We start from the raw sequence: 21,987 nt of genomic DNA on the forward strand, positions 1-21,987 counted from the left end.
GTCATGGGTATTGATCTTCCGCTGATTTGGGCTGTGATCATCATTTTCGGCATCATGATGTATGTGGTGATGGACGGCTTCGACCTGGGGATCGGGATTCTTTTCCCCTTCATCAAGGACGACGCCGATCGTGACGTAATGATGAACACCGTGGCCCCCGTTTGGGACGGTAACGAAACCTGGCTGGTACTGGGGGGCGCGGCGCTGTTCGGTGCCTTCCCGCTGGCCTACTCGGTGGTGTTGTCGGCACTGTACCTGCCGCTGATCCTGATGTTGATCGGCCTTATTTTTCGCGGTGTGGCGTTCGAATTCCGCTTCAAGGCCAAAGATGACAAGCGTCACTTGTGGGACAAGGCGTTCATCGGCGGCTCTTTGACGGCGACCTTCTTTCAGGGCGTGGCGCTGGGGGCGTTCATTGATGGTATTCCCGTGGTCAATCGGCAGTTTGCCGGAGGGTCGCTGGATTGGCTGACGCCGTTCACCCTGTTCTGTGGTGTAGCGTTGGTGATCGCTTACGCGTTGCTGGGTTGCACCTGGCTGATCATGAAGACCGAAGGCAAGCTGCAAAAGCAGATGCACGATCTGGCGCGGCCATTGGCCTTGGTTGTGTTGGCAGTGACCGGTGTCGTCAGTATCTGGACGCCACTGACCCACCCTGAAATCGCCACCCGCTGGTTCAGCCTGCCGAACCTGTTCTGGTTTCTGCCAGTGCCGGTTCTGGTGTTGGTGACCCTGTACGGTCTGCTGCGTGCCGTAGCCCGCAATGCTCACTACACGCCGTTCCTGCTGACGCTGGTGCTGATCTTCCTCGGCTACAGCGGTCTGGGCATCAGCCTGTGGCCGCATATCGTGCCGCCCTCGATCTCCATCTGGGACGCAGCCGCGCCGCCGCAAAGTCAGGGCTTCATGCTGGTGGGCACGCTGTTCATCATCCCGTTCATCCTGGGTTACACCTTCTGGAGCTACTACGTATTCCGCGGCAAGGTGACCCATGAAGACGGTTATCACTAGCGAGGAGGGCGTGACAATGTCAGCCAAAGACTCTTCCCATGAGCCGGACCCTGCCCTGAAAAAGCCGGTCTGGCAGCGCGTAGCCTGGTTGGTTGCGATATACGTTGGCAGCGTGACAGCCCTGGGGATTGTCGCCTACGGTATGCGGCTGTTCATGAATGCGGCAGGGTTGACGACGCACTGAGGGCTCGCGCAAGTTCCTTGTAGGAGCGCGCTTGCCCGCGATCAGCTTGACGCGGTTTGCCTGACACACCGCCATCGCGACGGTGCCTTTACTTGCGCGCTTTAAGCACCACGAATTTCGGGGTTGTAGCCACTTGCTCTACGCCACGAAACAGTCGTGCCAGTTTGCTGTGATAACCCAGGTGGCGGTTGCCGACGATGTACAGCGCGCCGCCCACCACCAGCGCATCACGCGCTTGCTGGAACATGCGCCAGGCGAGGAAGTCGCCGACCACCTGTTGCTGATGAAAGGGAGGATTGCACAGCACCATGTCCAGCGAGTCGGCTTCCTGACCGGCCAACCCGTCGCCCGCACGCACAACGACCTCGCGCTCACCCAGTGCCGTCCGCCAGTTCTCCATGGCCGACTGCACCGCCATGAACGACTCATCCACCAGTGTGTAGTGCGCTTGCGGATTGGCCAGCGCGCTGGCAATGGCCAGCACTCCATTACCGCAGCCCAGGTCCGCTACGCGTGCCGAGCCTAGATTTTTCGGCAGGTGCGGCAGAAACGCCCGAGTGCCGATATCCAGCCCTTCGCGGCAGAACACATTGGCGTGATTCACCAGTTCGATGACAGGGTCGTCGAGTGTGTAACGGGTCGGGTAGGGCGAAGGCTGCACACCTTTGATGTGCGGGGTGGCGAACAGCAGACGCGCTTTTTTTACCGCCAATGACGCCTGCACCGGCCCGATGTATTGCTCCAGCAAATCGCCCGCTGCGCGCGGTAGATGCTTGATCATCGCAGCGGCTATCACCTGCGCGCCGGGTGCCAGTTGGCCCTGTAAGCGAATCAGCTGCTCTTCGAGCAAGGCCAGGGTTTTCGGTACACGGATCAGCACCCAATCGAACGGACCGGTGAACGTATCACTGGCCGGAATCATGGGCACGGCGTCGAACGGCTGGCCGTTGCGTACCAGGTTCTTCTCCAGTGCTTGCATGGCCAGAAAGGAGTCATTGCTACTGACGACATTCACGTGGCTAGCCAGGCTGGCCGCGAGCGCGCCAAAGCTGTCGTTGAGCACCAGTACGCGGCTATCGGGTGTCAGGCCATGCTCTGCCACATGACTGAGCAGGTATTCATCGGCGGCGTCAAACGCCTGCAACGGCGCGTTCTGTTGGTCAGGCTGGCGGATGAGGTCGAGCTGAGCGAAAGGGCTGTTGAGCAGGGGCATAGGCAGGGAAACTCTGGGTTGCGGCGTTCATTGCGCAAGTCTCTGATGTCATGACACTCGCAGAAGCCGTCGATTTTACGTGCTTTTGCACCTCGGCATGTGTTGGTTTTCCGTGCCGCTATAAAAACACTCAGAGGATGCCGCTCAAGACAGCCTGCACCACGGCTGAGGTTTTGTTGGCCGCGCCCATTTTTTTGATCGCGTTGGCGATATGAAAATTAATGGTGCGTTTTTTCAGCTTCAGGATGGTACTGATGTCCTCTGCGGTTTTGCCTTTGGCAGACCATTTGAGCACTTCAGTTTCCCTGATCGACAGAGGGGGGCTTATGACGTCAGGGAGTGTGGTTAACAACCGGCTTGCCATGAAGGTATGGAGCAGATTGCACAGCCACAACGTCTGCTCGACTTTTTCGTAATACTCTGCCAACGAAGTAGCTTCACGGCACTGTGCCAGTGCCAGCTTATTTGCGACACCACAAAGGTCGTGGGCGGGTTGGACCCGGTCCTGCCTTAGCCGGTAGGAAAAGGCATGTTCCCAAACCGTCTCTTCCAGAGTGGACATTAATGTCTGTATTTGCTCTGGGTTCCAGCTGTCCATATTAGAGCTTCCCTACTCGCCATAGCTTGCCTCTGAGTGTACGGAGAACTTGCCTGAAAATGACGGGGTAAGTGGTAAAAAAATATTCATATGAGTGTTTCGTTTTTTTTAACACTAATCGAAAGGGAGTTTTTCTATTTGTCTGTTTTTCCATAAGAACGCCGGTTTATCAGGGGCTATCGAAAATTTCATAAATATTATCGAGTCTGTTTAGTCCAAATCGAAATTGTGCGACGGCTAGTTATGCGTTTTTGTTGTTAGAGTGCTTTCTTAATATGAGTGATTTATTTGTCTCTAAAAATGTCACTACAAACCGGCAGTGTTTATGTACGCCGCTTTGCGGGACACTGGACGTCCCTCTTTCTTGTTACAGGAGCCCGGAGCGCCCATGACTGCCAGCGCAGAAAAGTTCACCCGCCAGACATTGCTCGAGGTCACGCCATTGACCCCGAACCTGTTTACTTTGCGCACCACCCGCGACCCAGGCTTTCGCTTTCACGCGGGTCAGTTTGCACGTCTGGGCGTGACCAAGGCCGATGGCAGCATTGTTTGGCGGGCGTACTCGATGGTGTCGTCGCCTCATGATGACTTTCTCGAGTTCTTTTCCATCGTGGTGCCGGACGGTGAGTTCACCAGCGAACTGAGTCGCTTGCGTGAAGGCGACACGCTGCTGATTGACCGGCAGGCGTTCGGCTTTTTGACCCTGGACCGCTTCGTCGACGGGCGTGACTTATGGATGTTATCCACCGGCACCGGTATTGCGCCGTTCCTGTCGATCCTGCAGGACTTCGAGGTGTGGGAGAAGTTCGAGCGCATCATTCTGGTCTACAGCGTGCGTGAAACCCGCGAGTTGGCCTATCAGCAACTGATCGCTGGCCTGACCGAGCGCGATTACCTGGCCGACTATGCCGGCAAGTTACTATTTTTGCCGACCGTGACCCGCGAGCAACGTCCCGGTGCATTGAACGGGCGCATCACTCAGCTTATTGACGGTGGCGAACTCGAACAGGCTGCCGGACTGGAAATGACGCCGGAACACTCACGCGTCATGCTGTGTGGTAACCCACAAATGATCGACGACACCCGCCAGATGCTCAAACAGCGCGACATGCACCTAAGCCTCAGCCGTCGGCCAGGTCAGGTCGCAGTGGAAAATTACTGGTAGGGGCCGTGTGCCTAGCGGATGGCGTTGAACCCTTCGCGGTCAACGTTGCTCCCACAGAGTCTGTGCCAGGCACAAGACCTGTAGGCGTTTGCGTCCAATCAACCCAGTTGAGTTGGATCGGCAGTCACACTCTCCAGCGGTCTACCATTCTGTACTTTCAACAAGTCACGAATCTCGCTCAACAGCACTTCTTCCGGGCTCGGAGCGGCCGGTAGCGTTGGTGCAACGGCTTCTTCACGTTTGAGGCGGTTGAGTGCCTTGACGCCCATGAAAATGGCAAAGGCCACGATCACAAAGTCGATAATCGACTGGATAAATTTACCGTAAGACACGACTACCGCCGGCAGAGCGCCGTCGGCAGGTCGGAGGGTGACCGCCAGATCGCTGAAGTCCACCCCGCCGATCAACAACCCAATCGGTGGCATGACAACATCGCCGACGAATGACGAAACGATTCTTCCGAAGGCCGCGCCAATGATGATCCCGACAGCCATGTCGACCACGTTGCCTTTGACGGCAAAAGCCTTGAACTCGCTCAATACGCTCATAAGTTATTCCTTGTGACAGATGAGTGGGGCAAACGCAGTGTAATTCAGCTCTACGCATCGCGCCTTGCGACCTGGTAATCGACCGAAATTGGCCTGATTAGTTTTATCGGCCAGATAAAAACGCAGGCAGGTCTGCACTGACTCGCACGCGCGCAAACCTGCGTTATGATTGCCCCCTTTTAAGACTGGGGTGGTTATGGCCAAGGCTAAGCGCATGTTCGGCTGTACCGAGTGCGGTGCGACTTTTCCAAAATGGGCGGGTCAGTGCGGCGAATGTGGCGCCTGGAACACCCTGGTCGAAACCATCCTGGAAAGCGGTGCCGCAACCCCTCCGAGCGGTCGCTCTGGCTGGACCGGGCAGCAAGCACAAATCAGGACCCTGGCTGAAGTCAGCGTCCAGGAAGTCCCTCGCTTCTCCACCAACTCCGCCGAGCTTGATCGTGTGTTGGGCGGTGGCCTGGTCGATGGGTCAGTGGTACTGATCGGCGGTGACCCTGGCATTGGCAAATCCACCATTCTCCTGCAAACCCTGTGCGCCATCGCCGAGCGCATGCCTGCGCTTTACGTCACCGGTGAAGAGTCGCAGCAACAGGTCGCCATGCGCGCCCGGCGCTTGGGTTTGCCTCAGGACAAGCTGCGGGTCATGACTGAAACCTGCATCGAAACCATCATCGCCACGGCCCGTATCGAGCAGCCCAAGGTCATGGTGATCGACTCGATCCAGACCATCTTTACCGAGCAACTGCAATCGGCACCGGGCGGCGTATCGCAAGTGCGCGAAAGTGCGGCGTTGCTGGTGCGTTACGCGAAACAGAGCGGTACGGCGATTTTCCTGGTCGGGCATGTCACCAAAGAAGGCTCACTGGCCGGCCCACGTGTGCTCGAGCACATGGTCGACACCGTGCTGTATTTCGAAGGTGAATCCGACGGACGCCTGCGTTTGTTGCGCGCAGTGAAAAACCGTTTCGGCGCGGTCAATGAACTGGGCGTGTTCGGCATGACCGACAAGGGCTTGAAAGAAGTCTCCAACCCTTCGGCGATTTTTCTGACCCGCGCCGAAGAAGAAGTACCCGGCAGTGTCGTCATGGCGACCTGGGAAGGTACCCGGCCAATGCTGGTGGAAGTTCAGGCATTGGTCGACGACAGTCATCTGGCCAATCCGCGTCGTGTCACGCTTGGTCTGGATCAGAATCGTCTGGCAATGCTGCTGGCCGTCCTGCATCGCCACGGCGGGATTCCTACCCATGACCAGGACGTATTCCTCAACGTGGTTGGCGGCGTGAAAGTACTGGAAACCGCCTCCGACCTCGCCTTGATGGCTGCCGTCATGTCCAGCCTGCGCAACCGCCCGCTGCCCCACGACCTACTGGTGTTCGGCGAAGTCGGCCTGTCCGGCGAAGTCCGCCCGGTGCCCAGCGGTCAGGAACGCCTGAAAGAAGCCGCCAAACACGGCTTCAAACGCGCCATCGTCCCCAAAGGCAACGCCCCCAAAGAAGCGCCGCCTGGGTTGCAGATCATTGCCGTGAGTCGTTTAGAGCAGGCGCTGGATGCGTTGTTCGAATAGTCTGCTCGCGGTGTGATGCAGAGCGGACCCTGGCCTCGAAATACGCACCCCATAACCAGTGGCATGGGGTGCTTTGCTAAAGCTACGTTGCAATGACCTCTTCGCAGTGAGCACTCTAAACAGGGCTACCCGTTTTTGAGGGCCTCAGAACTTGACGTTGAAACCGGCGTACATCGCGCGAGGCGCTGCTGGGGTGGTTGATTGGGGGTTTGATAGCCCAAGCGAGGGGATGTCGCCAACGGAGGCGAATCCACCATAGGTGGCATATTGTCGATTAAGGGCGTTTTCAAGTTTGGCGAACAGTCTGATGTTTTCCGTAATCTGGTAGGCGCTGTGGACATTGAAAACCGTATACCCGCCCAACTTGGCATTTTGGTTTGAATCGTCGCCAGCATAATACTGGCCGCTGTTGGCGATCATGTCCCCGCCCAGGGTCCATGCAGACATCATTTTATAGTCACCGCCCAACTTCAACTGTAGGGGCGAAATACCAGGGATCTTGTTGCCAGGGGTGACAAAAATATTGCCGTTTGCATCGGCATCAGGGTTATTGGCCGACGTCAGGGTTAGTTTGGATTGGTAGGTTGCATCGACATAGGCCAGCGTTGTGTAGGCCGACCAGTCGGTGGTTCGGTACTGGAAGTAGGCATCGACACCCTGCCGACGGGTTTTGCCCGCATTCAGATAGTAGCCATAGCCTGGGACCAAACTGCTTGGCTGGCTGACGATGTCATCAGTGTTGTTAGTACGAAATGCGCCGAGCTTCCAGTCAATCGTCGCATCGGTGGCCACTGTGCTGTGCCCACGAAGACCCGCCTCGTATGTTTTTGAGACAACTTGCTTCAGGCTCGGGTCTGACACCAGAAAGCCTTCGAGCAGGCAGGGTTTCGCCGGATCTGCACAGCCAAGTTCAAGCGGAGTGGGGGCACGGTTGGCTTCCGAGTAACCGCCGTAGACCGTCAGGTCTGGAGTCAGCTTGTACGTGAGACCGGTGAGGGGGTTCAAGCGTGCGTAGTGATGGTCGCCGTTGAGCCCGGGGGAGGTTCCCAGCGAGTCTTTCAAATTGATCTGCGCGATATTCAGTCGTGCGCCGACAGTTGCCGACAAACGATCTGTCATATCGAGCGTATCGGAAGCAAATAGCCCCTGATAGGTGTTCTTCGCGCTCAGCCTGACCGGTTGAATCAATCCGTCGGTTGTCTCGTAAGTGATTCCGGTACCGACTACGTAAGGATCTATCGTCGTGTCCGGTATTGTACCGAGCTCATTGCTTCCAGAAAACGACAGGCTGGAATAATCGATGCTGCCGCCTGCCACGAAATGATTGTTCAGGTCGAGGAACAATCCATCATAAGTGGTCTGAAGAGAGCCGCCGACGGTGTTGGAGTTGACGTGAGTCCGGTCTATTGATCCGGCGATCCCTTGGTTCAATCCGGTGCTAGGCAGCAAGCTTGATGATAGATTCGCTCCGGTCGACGCGTTCTGCGTAATCGCAGTGCCAAGGCACAACAGCGTTGAATTCGCCGCACAGGCCGTCACATTAGAGGTGTTGCCATCGACATGTTCCTGGTCGAAATGACGCACATAGAGATTGCTTTGCACCGCCCAGTTGTCATTGATCGATACCTTGCCGTTAAGGCCGACCATCAACATATTGTTGTCTGTTGTTTGGGGGAACGTGTAGACGCTGGAATATTTTCGGGACAACTCTTCGACGGGTGTAGGGCCAATAACACCGAGCGTATTCGCTGCGCCCGAGAGACTCAGATGGAACTCACTGTTGTCGTCTTTGTACCCAAGGTCGGTGTAGAACCGCTTGATGGTAGACGCAGAATGATCACGCCAGCCGTCTTCATGGATTTCTTCACCGGATGTGTAGAAAGCCCAGTTGTCTTTTTGAGCGCCGTATTGGAGAGAGTTGCCGATTCTTCCGAATGATCCTCCCGTGACTTCCGCTTCCACGCCGTCATAGGTGAACCCGTTTTTCAGTTCCAGATTGATCGCCCCGCCGAGGGCGTTAAGTCCGAAGATCGGATTGCTGGTCCACACGTCGGCGTGGTCGATGGCCACTGTTGGCACCAGATCAAAATTGACGGTATCGCCAAACGCTTCGTTGACCCGGACGCCATTGAGATAAACGGCCAGTCCCTGTGGTGTTCCTTGCACGGGAGAAGCAGTGAAGCCACGTAGGTTGATATCCTGCGAAAACGGGTTGCCCTGCACATCGGAGATCACCATGCCTGGCGTCTGCTGAGACAGCGTATCCAGCACTGAAGCTGATTTATTGCGGTCGAAATCATCAGAAATCATCGATTGCGTATCTGTCGAAACTTTGTCCCGATCGATCGCATCGCCGGCTACAGGGGAACTACCAATGACTTGAATCGGCGCAAGCTCCGTTTCTTGCGCGTGCACCGCCACCGATGCGCAAATGCAGGCAGAGCAGAGGAGAGCGCGCTTGAAGGTCTGGTACATGTCTGCCCTGCATATTCATTTGCTCAAATTATCAACGCTCATAGACCCCAGTCTTGGGTGCAAGCATGTAAAAAAAGCGAGGCTTTATTGGATTTTGAAACGGTATAATCCTGGCGCATTAACTGCGTCAACGCCTTATTGAAAAACCACGACCTTTGAATACACAAATTAAGACTTTCGTAGGTGTCGATTAGTGTATTGCTCTTAAGTTACTAGTGTCCTGTCTCCGAAATAAGCTTCTAACCTGAGCTATGTTTCTATGGTCAGTCAGTGCTTGGAGTGATCACATGAATTCTCAGGACATCGTGCTCAGTGAAGACGAACAAACTGGACTGAGTCGGCGCATAAGATCAGCCACGATCAGTCAGCGCGACGGTCGTCGGGCGCAGGTGATTTTGCTGGCCGCACGAGGTTGTTCTCGTAACGAGATTGCCCAGTTGACCGGTCTCGCCGTTGTTTCAGTCACACGCTGATGCAAGCGTTTTCAAGAGCTGCGTCTGCAAGGTCTGGTGGATCTGCCCGGACGAGGTCGCAAGCCATCCTTGCCGGCCGAAGCGTTGAAGCGAGTCATTGAGCAAGGGTTCAACCGCGTATCGGTCAACCTCGCTGGAGTTGTCGAAGCGTGGCGCGAGTCGCCGGTATTTCACCGGCCAGCGTCCAGCGTATATGGGCCGCCAACGACATAAAACCGCACCTGATACGCCCTGCCTATTGATTTCGCAAGGTGTTACTTATGGCGCCGGGGCGAGCAAGCTTAAGGAAGGTCTGAAATAAGGCCCTCTTTTCCCAGAAGATCGGGGGCGGCCATAGCCCACAGCAAAGCCAGGAGCGACCCAGCCAATAACACCAAAAACATGTGAAACTTAAATGAGTCATGACTCTTATTTCGCAAGGTCACGGTTAATATGTTCTATGGTGTGTTTATCGCCTAAGTCCGCAGTCCGTAAAAACTTAATAAGTGCATATTCATCAGCAGAAAGTTGAACAACCGTATACGGCGTTCGTCTACCCGTCACGACGAACAGCACATCGATAGCCGTGGCAGACAATCGACTCAGGTAATCTGCCCTCGGAAACCTCGTTCCGTTTTCATAGCGCCCTTGCGCATGGGGTTGTACGCCACCAATGGCAGCCATGGCGCTCTGGGTCAGGCCACATGCTTCGCGCTCGCGTTTTAATCGAATGCCCAGTCTTATCGACGCCATGCCTTGCGATAAAATAATGACGCCATTATAATGGCGAAACGATATCGCCGAGCAATACTCATTTTAGGACTTGTTCAGAGAATCCCTAAACGGGGGTATACGAGATTTTGTGTAAGCTGATTTTCTGTTAAACCAGCAATATCCGACCTTAAAATTGAATGCTGAATCGATTCAAGGCCGCTTTTCAGCCAAGAATCGGCACCGTCCGTTTCTTGCTGATGTTGTTACTCAGCAGTTCCTTCGCCGGTTTCTCTTGTGGTTTCTCCAAGATGGAATAGGTGTATGAGCATTTTTTGGCGGACCTGACTAGCAGACTAAAGTCTGCTCACACATACCCTGCAGTTCCACTTGGGTATACCCATATTGGACGTACTTAGCTAAATACGGCCCATGGCTGCAAGTTCGCAGTACTTTAAGGAAATACAATGTTCCGACGCTTTAGTCAGGCCATGAGTCATATCAGTGTAAAGGCCAAGCTCGCCTTGGGTTTCGGCCTGTTGGTGCTACTGACCTTGTTGATCGCGCTGACCGGCTGGCACGGCGCCAATAACATGGTCGAACGCAGCAACAAGATCAGCGCCATTTCTAACCTAAGCGCTCTGACTAAAGATTTGCGGGCTAATCGCTTGCGCTATCAGGCTGAGCGCAACGAACAAAACAGCGCCGCAGTGTCAGGCGTGCTGGAACGTATCTGGGACAATCAGCAGTCTCTGAACGGCGTGATGAGTAATCCTGTGGACCTGCAACTTATCGAGGAGCAAGGCCATATCGTCGAGGACTACCGGACCCGGTTCAGCACGCTTGAGCGAACCTTTAAAGACCGTGAAGCAGCGCTCGCTAGATTAGTGCAGAGTGCTACGGAAATCACCGAGGCGCTAAATGAAACCACCCGTGACCTCGTTAATGCCCCGGCGGTTGAAGGGCAAAATGACCCTATGCGCCTGAGCCAGTTTCAGGCCATCAGCCAGCTCGCCGTGCATATCCAGCAGGCCCGCATAGTGGTGTACAGCTTCATCTACACCAATGATCCGAGCAAAGAGCAAGGAACCCTGGCGGCTATTGATCAGGTCACAGCCGAACTAATCAAGGTCCGCGACGCGGCTGCGCCTCGAGAACAAGGCCGCCTGACGCAAGCGGAACACGTGCTGCAACAGTACCGCAAGGATGTGCAGAACTACGCTGCGCAAGTACACACCAGCCTGGAAACGCTCGATCAGATGGCTACTTCGGGCGTCAGTATAGAAGCGCTTAGCCAGAAACTCATAGACAGCCAGAGCCAGGCGCGCGACAGCGAGGCTCAAAGTGCTCGCCAATTACTGGTGATCAGCACGCTGCTGGCGTTGGCCCTGGGCATCCTTGCGGCATGGGTCATCACGGCACAGATAGTCCATCCGCTGCTGGAAACCCTGAAAGCCGCAGAACGCATCGCTGCGGGTGATCTTAGTCACGACATCAAGACCGAGCGGCGTGACGAGCTTGGCCAGTTACAGCGCAGCATGCAGGGTATGACGGTGAGTTTGCGCGAGCTGATCGGAGGCATCAGCAGGGGTGTCACCCAGATTGCCAGTGCGGCGGAAGAGTTGTCTGCCGTCACCGAGCAGACCAGTGCAGGAGTTAACAGCCAAAGAGTCGAAACCGATCAAGTCGCGACCGCCATGAACGAAATGACCGCCACCGTACAAGAAGTGGCACGTAACGCTGAAGAAGCCTCAAATGCTGCCGCCGCCGCTGATAAAGAGGCGCGAGCAGGTGAAAAAATTATTGGCGAGGCTATAGGTCAAATCGAACTGTTGGCCGTCGAGGTCGGCAACTCCAACAAAGCCATGAGCCATCTGAAGGACGAAAGCGAAAAAATCGGCGGCGTACTCGATGTGATCAAGGCCGTGGCTCAACAAACCAATCTGTTGGCGCTCAACGCCGCCATTGAAGCCGCGCGAGCGGGAGAGGCCGGACGGGGTTTCGCTGTAGTTGCCGACGAAGTCCGAAGCCTGGCTCAGCGCACTCAGAAATCCACCGAAGAAATCGAAGCGCTGATCACTAGCCTGCAAAGCGGTACACAGGAAGTGTCTACCGTAATGGAAAGCAGCCGTATCCTCACGGATAGCAGCGTCGAATTGACCCGTCGCGCCGTCACATCACTGGAAAGTATCACGCGCACAGTGTCGACTATCCAGTCGATGAACCAGCAAATTGCTGCCGCCGCCGAGGAGCAGAGTGCCGTGGCCGAGGAGATCAATCGCAGCGTACTCAACGTGCGCGACATCTCCGAGCAAACTGCGAGCGCCAGCGAGGAAACGGCAGCCTCAAGCGTCGAACTGGCACGCTTGGGCAACGAGCTGCAGGTCATGGTCAGCCATTTTCGCACTGTCTCCTGACTCAACCCTCAACCAATGCCTTTATTTCCCTGTCCAACTCCTCCATGTCCCCCAGGTTCAGTTCGATCAAGCGGCGCAGGTGGCTGATCGACTCCAGCCCGATGTGCAAGCAAACAAACCCTAGCTGTTGGTTGTCGTCGTGGGTCAGTTGTATGTCCATGCGCACATCGACTTCTTCGCTCAGGTGAATGTCGACGGCGAAAGGGTGGTTCGGGTCGCCGAGCCAGGGGGTAGGGCGTTGGATGAGCAGTCCTTTGAGGGACAGGTCAAGCAGCCGCACCGGCCAGCGGTTCGGGCCTTGGCTGAGTTCGGTTTTGGCGTCGAAAGCGATGCGTTTGAAGCGTCGGCGTTCTGCGTTGGATTCGGTCATGGTTTCTCCCTTTGATGCGCTGACTATAGCGTCATAAATCGAGCTGTACCTGCTGGCACTGTGTTCCTGAGTTTATTGCGGCTTGTTATTAGTGTTTCGTCGACGAAACCCTGCGCCAGGCCATAGTGGGGGGGTGGCCTTTCGCGCTGTTGGGTCTAAACTCGGAGGTCTGTTCTTCTAGTTCATTCGCTGGAAAATAAAAAAATGAAAAACACTACTAGCCTGCTGCGTCACGTGCCTTGGCTGATCCTCGCAGTTGTCGGGGCGTTTGCCTTGGGCGTCGTGGCTTTACGTCGCGGTGAAGCCATCAACGCACTCTGGATCGTGGTCGCGTCTATCGCGATTTATCTGGTTGCCTACCGCTATTACAGCCTGTTCATTGCCACTAAAGTGATGCAGCTGGACCCCAACCGCGCCACCCCTGCGGTCGTCAATAACGATGGTCTGGACTATGTGCCGACCAACAAACATATTCTTTTCGGTCACCACTTTGCGGCCATCGCTGGCGCCGGTCCTCTGGTCGGTCCCGTGCTGGCGGCGCAAATGGGTTACCTGCCCGGTACGCTCTGGCTGATTGCCGGTGTGGTGTTTGCCGGTGCGGTGCAGGATTTCATGATTCTGTTCCTGTCCACGCGGCGCAACGGTCGCTCCCTGGGCGAGATGGTGCGCGAGGAAATGGGCCAGGTGCCCGGCTCCATTGCGCTGTTTGGTTGCTTCCTGATCATGATCATCATCCTCGCGGTGTTGGCGTTGATCGTGGTCAAGGCCCTGGCGGGTAGCCCGTGGGGTATGTTCACGGTGTTGGCGACGATCCCGATTGCGATGTTCATGGGCGTTTATATGCGCTACATCCGCCCGGGTCGCATTGGCGAGATCTCGCTGGTCGGTGTGATTCTGCTGCTGGCCTCGATCTGGACCGGCGGGCAGATCGCTGCGGATCCGGTCTGGGCCAAAGCCTTCACCTTCACGGGCGTACAAATTACCTGGATGCTGGTCGGCTATGGCTTCGTCGCGGCGGTATTGCCGGTCTGGCTGCTGCTGGCGCCACGGGATTATCTGTCAACCTTCCTGAAAATCGGCACGATCCTCGCCTTGGCGATCGGCATCCTGATCATTGCGCCTGAGCTGAAAATGCCGGCGCTGACTCAGTTCACCGACGGCACCGGCCCGGTCTGGAAAGGCGCCCTGTTCCCCTTCCTGTTCATCACTATCGCTTGCGGCGCGGTGTCTGGGTTCCACGCGTTGATCGCGTCGGGTACTACGCCGAAACTGCTCGACAGTGAAGCTAACTCCCGTTACATCGGCTACGGCGCGATGCTCATGGAGTCCTTCGTGGCGATCATGGCCATGGTGGCGGCTTCGGTGATCGATCCAGGCGTGTACTTTGCGATGAACAGCCCGGCGGCGATTGTCGGCAGCGACGCAGTCACGGTTGCGCAAACCGTCAGCAGTTGGGGCTTCGCTATCACTCCTGATGCGCTGATCGCGGTGGCTAAAGACATCGGTGAAACCACCGTGCTGGCCCGTGCCGGCGGTGCGCCGACCCTGGCGGTCGGTATCGCGCAGATCCTGCACCAGGTGCTGCCGGGCAAAGACACCATGGCGTTCTGGTACCACTTCGCGATTCTGTTCGAGGCGCTGTTCATCCTCACGGCCGTGGATGCGGGGACCCGCGCCGGTCGGTTCATGCTCCAGGATTTGCTCGGCACCTTTGTGCCATCGCTTAAACGCACGGATTCGTGGCCTGCCAACCTGATCGCAACGGCTGGCTGCGTGGCGATGTGGGGTTACCTGCTGTATCAAGGCGTGATCGACCCATTGGGCGGGATCAATACCTTGTGGCCGCTGTTCGGCATCTCCAACCAGATGCTGGCGGGTATCGCGCTCATGCTCGCGACCGTCGTATTGATCAAAATGAAACGCCAACGCTACATCTGGGTCACCCTGCTGCCTGCAGTGTGGCTGTTGATCTGCACCACCACGGCCGGCTACATCAAGCTGTTCGACCCGAGCCCGGCGGTCGGCTTTCTGGCGCTGGCGACCAAGTACCGCACAGCATTGGACGCGGGTCAGGTATTGGCCCCCGCCAATAGCATCGATCAGATGCAGCATGTGATCTTCAACGCCTACACCAACGCCGGGTTGACTGCGCTGTTCCTGCTCGTGGTGTTCAGCATCATGTTCTATGCGGTCAAAGTTGGTGTCGCCGCTTGGGGTAGCAAAGGGCGTACGGACAAAGAAGCGCCATTCCAGGCGCTGACAGATGCACGATGAGCCTGTGCTTCAACGGAGGAGCTGGCTATGTTCAATGACTTGAGTCGCCTTGGGAAATACCTCGGTCAGGCTGCGCGCCTGATGGTGGGCATGCCTGACTATGACAATTACGTCGAGCATATGCAGGCCAAGCATCCGGACAAGCCGGTGATGACCTACGAAGCGTTCTTTCGTGAACGCCAAGAGGCTCGTTACGGCGGCAAAGGTGGCCCGAAGTGCTGCTGAACCCGTGATGGACTGTCGTATTTGACCCCGCGCGCCACGCCAGTCGTGGCGCGTTTTCGTTTCTGGGATCTGGCTATGAAGCGCACTTAAAAGCAGGAGTCCGCATGACTGTTTCGCAACCCATTCCGGTCACTGTCCTCAGTGGCTTTCTCGGCGCGGGCAAGACCACGTTGCTGCGTCATCTGCTCAAGGCCGAACACGGTCTGAAAATCGCCGTCATCGAGAACGAATTCAGCGATGCCGGGATCGACACCCAATTGCTCGGCACCGAGCCCGTGCAGGTCATGACCCTGTCCAACGGCTGCGTGTGCTGCACTATCCACACCGATTTAACCAAAGCGCTGTATCTGCTGCTTGAACGGCTCGACAGCGGCGAGATCGCCTTCGACCGCCTGGTGATCGAATGCACTGGGTTGGCCGATCCGGCGCCCGTGGCGCAAACCTTTTTCATTGATGAAGAGCTGCGCGAGCGCTACCTCCTCGACGGCATCATCACCCTGGTGGACGCGGCCCATGCCGATCAGCATCTGACCCAGACCATCGCCCAGGCGCAGATCGGTTTCGCCGATCGCTTACTGGTGAGCAAACGCGATTTGGTGGATGACGCTGCTTTCGAGGCCCTGAGCGAACGGCTGACCCGGATCAACCGTCGCGCTCCGATCCGAGTGGTTGAACACGGCAAGATCGACTTGGCCGAACTGCTGGACGTGCGTGGCTTCAACCTCAACGCCGACGTGGGTGGCAGTATGACGCTGCGCCCGCTGAAACCGGTGAGCAGCGCAGGCAGCATTGACCGCATCACCAGCCTAGTACTGCGCACCGACAAACCGCTGGATATCGACAAGCTCAGCGAGTTCATGAACGAACTGCTGGAAGATCACGGTAAACAACTGCTGCGCTACAAAGGTGTACTCAACATCGCCAACGAACCCCGACGCATGGTGTTCCAGGGCGTGCTCAAGCTCTACGGGTTTGACTGGGACACGGACTGGGCCGAAGGCGAAAAACGCGAAAGCGTGATCGTGTTCATCGCCGATGATTTACCGGAAGAGAAAATCAGGGCGGGGTTTGCGCGGGTTGAAATGGATTAAAAGCTGCGGAGTGTCAGTTACTCCGCGTGAGGCCATTCGCGAATAAATTCGCTCCCACAGAAAATGTGCGATCCATGGTGGGAGCAGGCTTGCCTGCGAATGAGGCAGTGCGGTGATTCAGACAGACAACAAAAAGCCCGGCTAAAGAACCGGGCTTTTTGTACAACCAATAACGGGGCTGATTAAGCGCCGTATACCGGCAGTTTGGCGCAGATGGTTTTGACTTTTTCACGAACGCTGTCGATCACAGCATCGTTGTTCAGGTCAGCCAGGATGTCGCAGATCCAGCCAGCGAGTTCTTTGCACTCAGCTTCTTTGAAGCCACGCGTGGTCACGGCTGGGGTGCCGAAGCGCAGGCCGGAGGTCACGAACGGGGAGCGTGGGTCGTTCGGCACCGAGTTCTTGTTCACGGTGATGAACGCGCGACCAAGAGCGGCGTCAGCGTCTTTGCCGGAGATGTCCTGCTTGATCAGCGACAGCAGGAACAGGTGGTTTTCAGTACCGCCGGATACCACGTCGAAGCCGCGCTCGATGAACACGCCCGCCATGGCCTTGGCGTTCTTGACCACTTGTTGCTGGTAAGTCTTGAACTCAGGCTGCAAGGCTTCTTTGAAGCAGACTGCCTTGGCCGCGATCACGTGTTCCAGCGGACCGCCCTGGGAGCCTGGGAAGACAGCCGAGTTCAGCTTCTTCTCGATCTCGGCGTTGGCTTTGGCCAGAATCAGGCCGCCACGTGGGCCGCGCAGGGTTTTGTGCGTGGTGGTGGTGACCACGTCAGCAAATGGAATCGGGTTCGGGTACACGCCTGCAGCCACCAGACCGGCCACGTGAGCCATGTCGACGAACAGGTAAGCGCCGACTTTGTCCGCGATTTCGCGGAAGCGCGGGAAGTCCAGGATTTGCGAGTACGCGGAGAACCCCGCCACGATCATTTTCGGCTTGTGTTCAACCGCCAGACGCTCGACTTCGTCGTAGTCAATCAGGCCGTTGCCGTCGATGCCATACTGCACGGCGTTGTACAGCTTGCCGGACGAACTGACGCTGGCGCCGTGGGTCAGGTGACCACCGTGAGCCAGGCTCATGCCCAGAATGGTGTCGCCCGCTTGCAGCAAGGCCAGGTAGACCGCGCTGTTGGCTTGGGAACCTGCATGGGGCTGGACGTTGGCGTAGTCGGCGCCGAACAGCTCTTTAGCGCGATCAATAGCCAGTTGCTCAACCACGTCGACGAATTCGCAGCCGCCGTAGTAACGCTTGCCTGGATAACCTTCGGCGTACTTGTTGGTCAGGACCGAGCCCTGAGCTTCCATGACGGCGGGGCTGGTGTAGTTTTCCGAAGCGATCAGCTCGATGTGCTCTTCTTGGCGCTGAGCTTCTTGCTCCATGGCTGCAAAGAGATCGGAGTCATACTTGGCGAGAGTCAAATCACGGCTGAACATGGCGGTCCTCAAGGATCGGGGCAGTAGGAAAGGAGCGCATTCTAACCCATCGGGTTTTATCTGGCATATGAAAGGCAGTCATGTCGGGGACAAGTGGTTTTCACGTGGATCACCGCCGCCGCCATCAATCAAGCATGAACAATGCGTCGTTGGCGAATTGCGCTTCGAAGCGATTGGGCGGCATCGGGCGACCGAACAGGTAGCCCTGAACTTCGTCGCAACCATGTTCCCTCAAAAACTCAAGCTGTTCATGGGTCTCCACGCCCTCGGCGATGACCGACAGGTTGAGGCTGTGGGCCATGGCGATGATGGCGCGAGCGATCTGTGCGTCTTGTTCACCCGACGGCAGGCCGTCAACGAACGTGCGGTCGATTTTCAGCACATCAATGGGGAACTGCTTGAGGTAATTCAGCGACGAGTAGCCCGTACCAAAGTCATCTATCGCGATGCTCAGGCCCAGGCGCTTGAGGCCGTCCAGAATAAGCATGGCTTCGTTGACTTCACGCATCAGGATGCTTTCGGTCAATTCCAGTTCGAGGCATGTCGGCGGCAGGCCGATGTCTTTGAGAATATTGGCAATGCGCGTGCCCAACTGGCCGTCGGAGAACTGCCGTGCGGAAATGTTGACTGATACTTTCGGTATACGGACCTTGGCCTCTTGCCAGCTCTTGAGCTGGCGACAGGCTTCGATCAGTACCCAATCCCCGACCTCGACCACCAGCCCGAGTTCTTCAAGCACAGGGATGAAGTCGTTCGGCGGCACCAGGCCGCGTCGTGGGTGGTTCCAGCGCAGCAGGGCTTCGGCACCTGTCAAGCGCTTACCGTCGCCGCTGAACTGCGGTTGGTAATACAGCGTGAACTCTTTTTGCTCTAGGGCGTGACGCAAATCGCTTTCCAGCTCCAGGCGCTCGAGGGCGCTAGCGTTCATGTCGGCTTGATAGAACTGGAAGTTGTTTTTGCCGCATTCTTTGGCGTGGTACATGGCTGTATCGGCGTTTTTCATCAGTTGGCTCAGCTCGTTGCCGTCCTGCGGGCTGAGGGCGATGCCGATACTGGCGGTGACGAAAAACTCGCGGCCTTCGAGCACGAAGGGTATCACCAGGCTGCCGAGAATCTGTTCAGCAACATGGATCGCACGGTTCAGGGCGATCTGCCGGGTGGCACCCGGTTGCAACAGCAGGGTGAACTCATCACCGCCCATGCGCGCCACGGTGTCGTCGTTGTCGACGCAACCCAACAGGCGTGTGGCCATGTCTTTGAGCATGCGGTCGCCGGCTGCGTGGCCGAGGGAGTCGTTGATCGGCTTGAAGCGGTCCAGGTCGAGGAACATCAGCACCACCCATGCCTGCTGGCGCTCGGCCTGCTGAAGCGCTGTATGCAGACGGTCCTGGAACAGGGTGCGGTTGGGCAGGTGCGTCAAGGCGTCGTAATAGGCCAACCGATGGATGCGTTGCTCACTGGCCTTGCGCTCGCTGATGTCACTGAAAAAGCACACGTAGCTGGCAAGATCACCTTCGTCGTCGAGCACTGCGGTGATGCCGACCCACGCCGGGTAATGCTCGCCACTGCGACGCTTGAGCCAGATCTCGCCTTCCCAGGTGCCGCGTTGGTGCAGTTGCTTGAGGATGTAACCCAAGTGCGCTTCCTGCTGATCATCGACGGTCAGCATGGTGGGCAGTTGATCAAGTACTTGTGACACGTCATAACCGCTGACGCGGCTGAATGCATCGTTGGCCTGCACGATATAGCCGGCCGGGTCAGTGATCAGAATCGCCGACGTAGAGTGCTCGAATACCGTGGCGGCCATGCGCAGGTCTTTCTCGGCGCGACGTTGCTGACTGATGTCTCGCCCGACACCCAGGATGCCTTCGAATGTCCCGTGCTCATCCCACACCAGGACCAGACGCAGTTCGATCGGGATCTTGTGTCCGTCGGCTCGCAGGCAATCGAACAGGAATAGCCGGGTCGGCAGCTCTGCGCGCAGTTTCGCCAACTCGTCGGGTTTGCCCAAGGCCATGGCGACGCGCTCGAGTAACGCATTCATCCCGACCAATTGCTGAGGGTTGGCGATGGTTGATTGCCAACCGTTCTTAAGGATCCATTCGGCGCTGTAGCCCAGCACGGTCTGCGCCGACGGGCTGACGTAGTTGGGTTTCAGTGCGCTGTTGGTGGAAAAAATCACATCGCTGATGCTTTCAGCGAGCATCCGGTAGCGCTGCTCACTGTCGCGCAGGGACTCACTGGCTTCGAGCTGCTCGGTGACGTCCTTCGCCACGCCGATGATGCGCGTCACAAGGTCGTTTTTGTCACGTGCCAACGCTTGCTCGCGGATATCGAAACGCCGCCAGCGATTATTGCAATCGCGAAAGCGTAACAGGCATTGCAGTAACCCTGCATGCCCGGTCTGGCGCTGTGCCTGGCGCATGTCCTGATAGCGTTCGGCATCGTCCGGGTGCAGCAGGAGCTCCCAGAAGTACTCGCCCATCTGATGCAGTTCGGCCTTGCTATAGCCCAGCGTCTCCCCAAGATGGTGGTTGCTGTAAATCATTTGCTGGCTAATGACATCCTGCACGTACAAATGATCCGGTACGGTGTGCACCACATCGGACCAGAAACCTTCGCGTTCGACCAACGACAGTTCGACTCGCTTACGGCGGCTGATGTCGTTGATGCTGAGGATCACGGCCGTGTAGTCGGCGGGTTCCGGCAGGCGCATCACCAGCCACAGGTATTGATCTTCGCCTGGCAGATTGGCCAGGCGGATCTCCAGTTCGAGCTGACTCTGCTTAGTGAGTACGGCGCGTATCAGTTGCAGGCCGATCCCTTGCTGGGTGCGTGGGCAGCCGTCGATCAGTTGCCCCCATGCCTGCGCGCCAGACTCGACGCTCAGCAGGTCAAGCGCGACTTGATTGACTTCGGTAATGCGCAACTGCTGATGCAGTTCTTGACGCAGTTGCGGTTGGTTCTCCAGTACCCGGTCCAGGTCATCGGCGCTGTGTACCTGCAACTTGTCCAGATAGTCTGGCAGCCCTGACAGGTCCAGAACGCAGAGTGCGACGCCAGCGCCGTCGAAAATGTCCTGATAGCGGCGTTTGCTTTCAAACACTTGTCGTTGGCGTCGGCGCAGGCAGGTGAGGGCCAGCAGTGCCAGCAGTGAGCACAACAGCCCGATCAGGCATTTGCCGATCAGTGTCGGCAACAACTCCTGACGCGACTTGCTCGCATCGAACAGACCTCGTAATTGCCAGTCGCTATTGGTCAGCGGTGACAGCAAAACATTCTGGATATCATCATGGCCAGCGACTTTCGGGCTGCCGAGGTCGCCGGGGGTTTCCATGCCAGTAGCATCGCGATGGATTACCGTTTGGGTGACGCTGTTTTCCAGCAGCCACATGGGCTGGAAGTCCCGAGTTATCTGACGAGTGAGCGTGCTCAGCACCTCGGGCGCCAGACGCAGGACCCAATAACCTGTTGGCGTTTCGCCAGGCTGACGGATCAACAAATAAATCTGTGAGCCATCCGGCGCGTTGCCGAAGTAATAAGGCCGTGCTTTGCCGCGCTGCATCAATTGCGCGAGGACGGATGCGTCGCTGGAGGGGCCTGTATCGCTAAGAGCACTGTCTTTAACCACTTCGCCTGAAGCATTTAACCAGACCGCGCTGCGCAGTGACGGCATGGCCTGGTGAAGTGTGTCCAATATCAATGCCTGTTCTTTGGCGGTTTGGGATTGCGCCTTTGCATCATCCAGCACGTTGAGCGCAACCTGCGCACTGAGCGCCATGTTCAGGCTCAGACGGTCGGCCAGTAGAGCGCTGTAATCGACGCTACGCTGGCGCTGGCGTTCTTGGGTTTGCTGGAATTGATCTATCAGTTGCCAGAACAGCAGCGCCAGCATCAGCAGAACCAAGGCCGCCAGCACACCTTTCAGTGAGCCACGCAAATGCAGAGTGGGTGCGCCTATAAAGGTGCGCAGAGAAGACGGGGGCAGTGATGTGGACAAGCTTTAATCCTGAAAACAGAGCTGAAGCAGCGAATGCGAAATGCACTATAAGCCGGACGCCCGAAGGGCGGATAGCATGCCTTGAAGTGTGGCTAAGTGCTATACCTCTTGGGTTGGATGGTTTGCCCTTGAGGGAGCATTCGGGTAGCTTTGCTTGATATGCGGTTTAGCCAGTTTAACGACAGTGATTTCACTGCATGCAAGCAGTGATCCAGTCCAGCCAACGCGATGTCGGCAATCGATATCCGGTTGG

Annotated in this window: 16 protein-coding genes and 2 pseudogenes; 10 read left to right on the top strand and 8 right to left on the bottom strand. The window is 56.8% G+C overall.

What is annotated here, in order from left to right:
• The first annotated feature begins 3 nt into the window (after window positions 1-3).
• Together cydB and AC1ME2_RS17330 are read left to right on the top strand one after the other, a co-directional pair.
• Complete coding sequence (gene cydB, locus AC1ME2_RS17325) at window positions 4-1,011, top strand: cytochrome d ubiquinol oxidase subunit II (protein WP_480435517.1); 1,008 nt, start codon at window positions 4-6, stop codon at window positions 1,009-1,011.
• A gap of 16 nt (window positions 1,012-1,027) precedes the next feature.
• Complete coding sequence (locus tag AC1ME2_RS17330; protein WP_480435518.1) at window positions 1,028-1,195, top strand: DUF2474 domain-containing protein; 168 nt, start codon at window positions 1,028-1,030, stop codon at window positions 1,193-1,195.
• 88 nt (window positions 1,196-1,283) lie between these two features.
• On the opposite strand, the gene AC1ME2_RS17335 is transcribed toward AC1ME2_RS17330, so the two are convergent.
• Both AC1ME2_RS17335 and AC1ME2_RS17340 read right to left on the bottom strand, forming a co-directional pair.
• Entirely contained in the window at window positions 1,284-2,408 is a 1,125-nt protein-coding gene (locus tag AC1ME2_RS17335) for a methyltransferase (RefSeq protein WP_480435519.1), read from the bottom strand.
• A gap of 130 nt (window positions 2,409-2,538) precedes the next feature.
• Window positions 2,539-3,006, bottom strand: coding sequence for a LuxR C-terminal-related transcriptional regulator (locus AC1ME2_RS17340; RefSeq protein WP_480435521.1), 468 nt, complete (start codon window positions 3,004-3,006; stop codon window positions 2,539-2,541).
• Window positions 3,007-3,394: 388 nt separating this feature from the next.
• Here AC1ME2_RS17340 and AC1ME2_RS17345 point away from each other — a divergent pair, with 388 nt between their 5' ends.
• Entirely contained in the window at window positions 3,395-4,171 is a 777-nt protein-coding gene (locus tag AC1ME2_RS17345) for a ferredoxin--NADP reductase (RefSeq protein WP_480435522.1), read from the top strand.
• A gap of 98 nt (window positions 4,172-4,269) precedes the next feature.
• On the opposite strand, the gene mscL is transcribed toward AC1ME2_RS17345, so the two are convergent.
• Entirely contained in the window at window positions 4,270-4,719 is a 450-nt protein-coding gene (gene mscL, locus AC1ME2_RS17350; RefSeq protein ID WP_480435523.1) for a large-conductance mechanosensitive channel protein MscL, read from the bottom strand.
• 196 nt (window positions 4,720-4,915) lie between these two features.
• On the opposite strand from mscL, the gene radA reads away from it, so the two are divergent.
• Window positions 4,916-6,283, top strand: coding sequence for a DNA repair protein RadA (gene radA, locus AC1ME2_RS17355; protein WP_480435524.1), 1,368 nt, complete (start codon window positions 4,916-4,918; stop codon window positions 6,281-6,283).
• Between the two features lie 144 nt (window positions 6,284-6,427).
• Here the strand turns inward: radA and AC1ME2_RS17360 are convergent, their stop codons facing one another.
• A complete protein-coding gene (locus AC1ME2_RS17360; RefSeq protein WP_480435525.1) occupies window positions 6,428-8,758 on the bottom strand; it encodes a TonB-dependent receptor in 2,331 nt (776 codons plus the stop codon).
• A 287-nt stretch (window positions 8,759-9,045) separates the two neighbouring features.
• Between AC1ME2_RS17360 and AC1ME2_RS17365 the strand changes: the two are divergent.
• Window positions 9,046-9,461, top strand: a pseudogene (locus tag AC1ME2_RS17365) (helix-turn-helix domain-containing protein); the annotation flags it as partial.
• A gap of 178 nt (window positions 9,462-9,639) precedes the next feature.
• Here the strand turns inward: AC1ME2_RS17365 and AC1ME2_RS17370 are convergent.
• The gene (locus tag AC1ME2_RS17370) at window positions 9,640-9,963 is read right to left on the bottom strand and encodes a helix-turn-helix domain-containing protein (protein ID WP_480435527.1); all 324 of its coding nucleotides are present in this window, start codon (window positions 9,961-9,963) and stop codon (window positions 9,640-9,642) included.
• 449 nt (window positions 9,964-10,412) lie between these two features.
• Between AC1ME2_RS17370 and AC1ME2_RS17375 the strand changes: the two are divergent.
• A pseudogene (locus AC1ME2_RS17375) lies at window positions 10,413-11,477 on the top strand (methyl-accepting chemotaxis protein); the annotation flags it as partial.
• 141 nt (window positions 11,478-11,618) lie between these two features.
• On the top strand, window positions 11,619-12,338 hold the full coding sequence (locus tag AC1ME2_RS17380; protein WP_480442184.1) for a methyl-accepting chemotaxis protein: 720 nt from the start codon (window positions 11,619-11,621) through the stop codon (window positions 12,336-12,338).
• Window position 12,339: 1 nt separating this feature from the next.
• Here AC1ME2_RS17380 and AC1ME2_RS17385 read toward each other — a convergent pair whose 3' ends face one another.
• Entirely contained in the window at window positions 12,340-12,708 is a 369-nt protein-coding gene (locus AC1ME2_RS17385; RefSeq protein WP_480435528.1) for a PilZ domain-containing protein, read from the bottom strand.
• 204 nt (window positions 12,709-12,912) lie between these two features.
• Here AC1ME2_RS17385 and AC1ME2_RS17390 point away from each other — a divergent pair, with 204 nt between their 5' ends.
• The 3 genes from AC1ME2_RS17390 (at window position 12,913) to yjiA (ending at window position 16,298) form a co-directional block, all read left to right on the top strand.
• Entirely contained in the window at window positions 12,913-14,982 is a 2,070-nt protein-coding gene (locus tag AC1ME2_RS17390; protein WP_480435529.1) for a carbon starvation CstA family protein, read from the top strand.
• Between the two features lie 27 nt (window positions 14,983-15,009).
• Window positions 15,010-15,207, top strand: a complete 198-nt coding sequence (locus tag AC1ME2_RS17395) for a YbdD/YjiX family protein (protein WP_480435530.1) — start codon at window positions 15,010-15,012, stop codon at window positions 15,205-15,207.
• Between the two features lie 104 nt (window positions 15,208-15,311).
• The gene (yjiA, locus tag AC1ME2_RS17400; RefSeq protein WP_480435531.1) at window positions 15,312-16,298 is read left to right on the top strand and encodes a GTPase; all 987 of its coding nucleotides are present in this window, start codon (window positions 15,312-15,314) and stop codon (window positions 16,296-16,298) included.
• A gap of 182 nt (window positions 16,299-16,480) precedes the next feature.
• On the opposite strand, the gene glyA is transcribed toward yjiA, so the two are convergent.
• Both glyA and AC1ME2_RS17410 read right to left on the bottom strand, forming a co-directional pair.
• Window positions 16,481-17,734 carry a serine hydroxymethyltransferase gene (gene glyA / locus AC1ME2_RS17405; RefSeq protein WP_480435532.1) on the bottom strand — a complete coding sequence of 418 codons (1,254 nt, stop codon included), beginning with the start codon at window positions 17,732-17,734 and terminating at the stop codon, window positions 16,481-16,483.
• A 124-nt stretch (window positions 17,735-17,858) separates the two neighbouring features.
• On the bottom strand, window positions 17,859-21,734 hold the full coding sequence (locus AC1ME2_RS17410; protein WP_480435533.1) for a sensor domain-containing protein: 3,876 nt from the start codon (window positions 21,732-21,734) through the stop codon (window positions 17,859-17,861).
• Window positions 21,735-21,987: the final 253 nt, after the last annotated feature.

This window comes from Pseudomonas sp. ASL9 (genome assembly GCF_056680335.1).

Excerpts from the sequence above, each read along its gene's own strand:
- mscL (WP_480435523.1), bottom strand. The coding sequence starts at position 4,719 with ATGAGCGTATTGAGCGAGTTCAAGGCTTTTGCCGTCAAAGGCAACGTG.
- AC1ME2_RS17330 (WP_480435518.1), top strand. The coding sequence starts at position 1,028 with ATGTCAGCCAAAGACTCTTCCCATGAGCCGGACCCTGCCCTGAAAAAG.
- glyA (WP_480435532.1), bottom strand. The coding sequence starts at position 17,734 with ATGTTCAGCCGTGATTTGACTCTCGCCAAGTATGACTCCGATCTCTTT.
- cydB (WP_480435517.1), top strand. The coding sequence starts at position 4 with ATGGGTATTGATCTTCCGCTGATTTGGGCTGTGATCATCATTTTCGGC.
- AC1ME2_RS17360 (WP_480435525.1), bottom strand. The coding sequence starts at position 8,758 with ATGTACCAGACCTTCAAGCGCGCTCTCCTCTGCTCTGCCTGCATTTGC.
- AC1ME2_RS17385 (WP_480435528.1), bottom strand. The coding sequence starts at position 12,708 with ATGACCGAATCCAACGCAGAACGCCGACGCTTCAAACGCATCGCTTTC.
- AC1ME2_RS17390 (WP_480435529.1), top strand. The coding sequence starts at position 12,913 with ATGAAAAACACTACTAGCCTGCTGCGTCACGTGCCTTGGCTGATCCTC.
- AC1ME2_RS17395 (WP_480435530.1), top strand. The coding sequence starts at position 15,010 with ATGTTCAATGACTTGAGTCGCCTTGGGAAATACCTCGGTCAGGCTGCG.
- AC1ME2_RS17335 (WP_480435519.1), bottom strand. The coding sequence starts at position 2,408 with ATGCCCCTGCTCAACAGCCCTTTCGCTCAGCTCGACCTCATCCGCCAG.
- yjiA (WP_480435531.1), top strand. The coding sequence starts at position 15,312 with ATGACTGTTTCGCAACCCATTCCGGTCACTGTCCTCAGTGGCTTTCTC.
- AC1ME2_RS17370 (WP_480435527.1), bottom strand. The coding sequence starts at position 9,963 with ATGGCGTCGATAAGACTGGGCATTCGATTAAAACGCGAGCGCGAAGCA.
- AC1ME2_RS17345 (WP_480435522.1), top strand. The coding sequence starts at position 3,395 with ATGACTGCCAGCGCAGAAAAGTTCACCCGCCAGACATTGCTCGAGGTC.
- AC1ME2_RS17380 (WP_480442184.1), top strand. The coding sequence starts at position 11,619 with ATGAACGAAATGACCGCCACCGTACAAGAAGTGGCACGTAACGCTGAA.
- AC1ME2_RS17340 (WP_480435521.1), bottom strand. The coding sequence starts at position 3,006 with ATGGACAGCTGGAACCCAGAGCAAATACAGACATTAATGTCCACTCTG.
- radA (WP_480435524.1), top strand. The coding sequence starts at position 4,916 with ATGGCCAAGGCTAAGCGCATGTTCGGCTGTACCGAGTGCGGTGCGACT.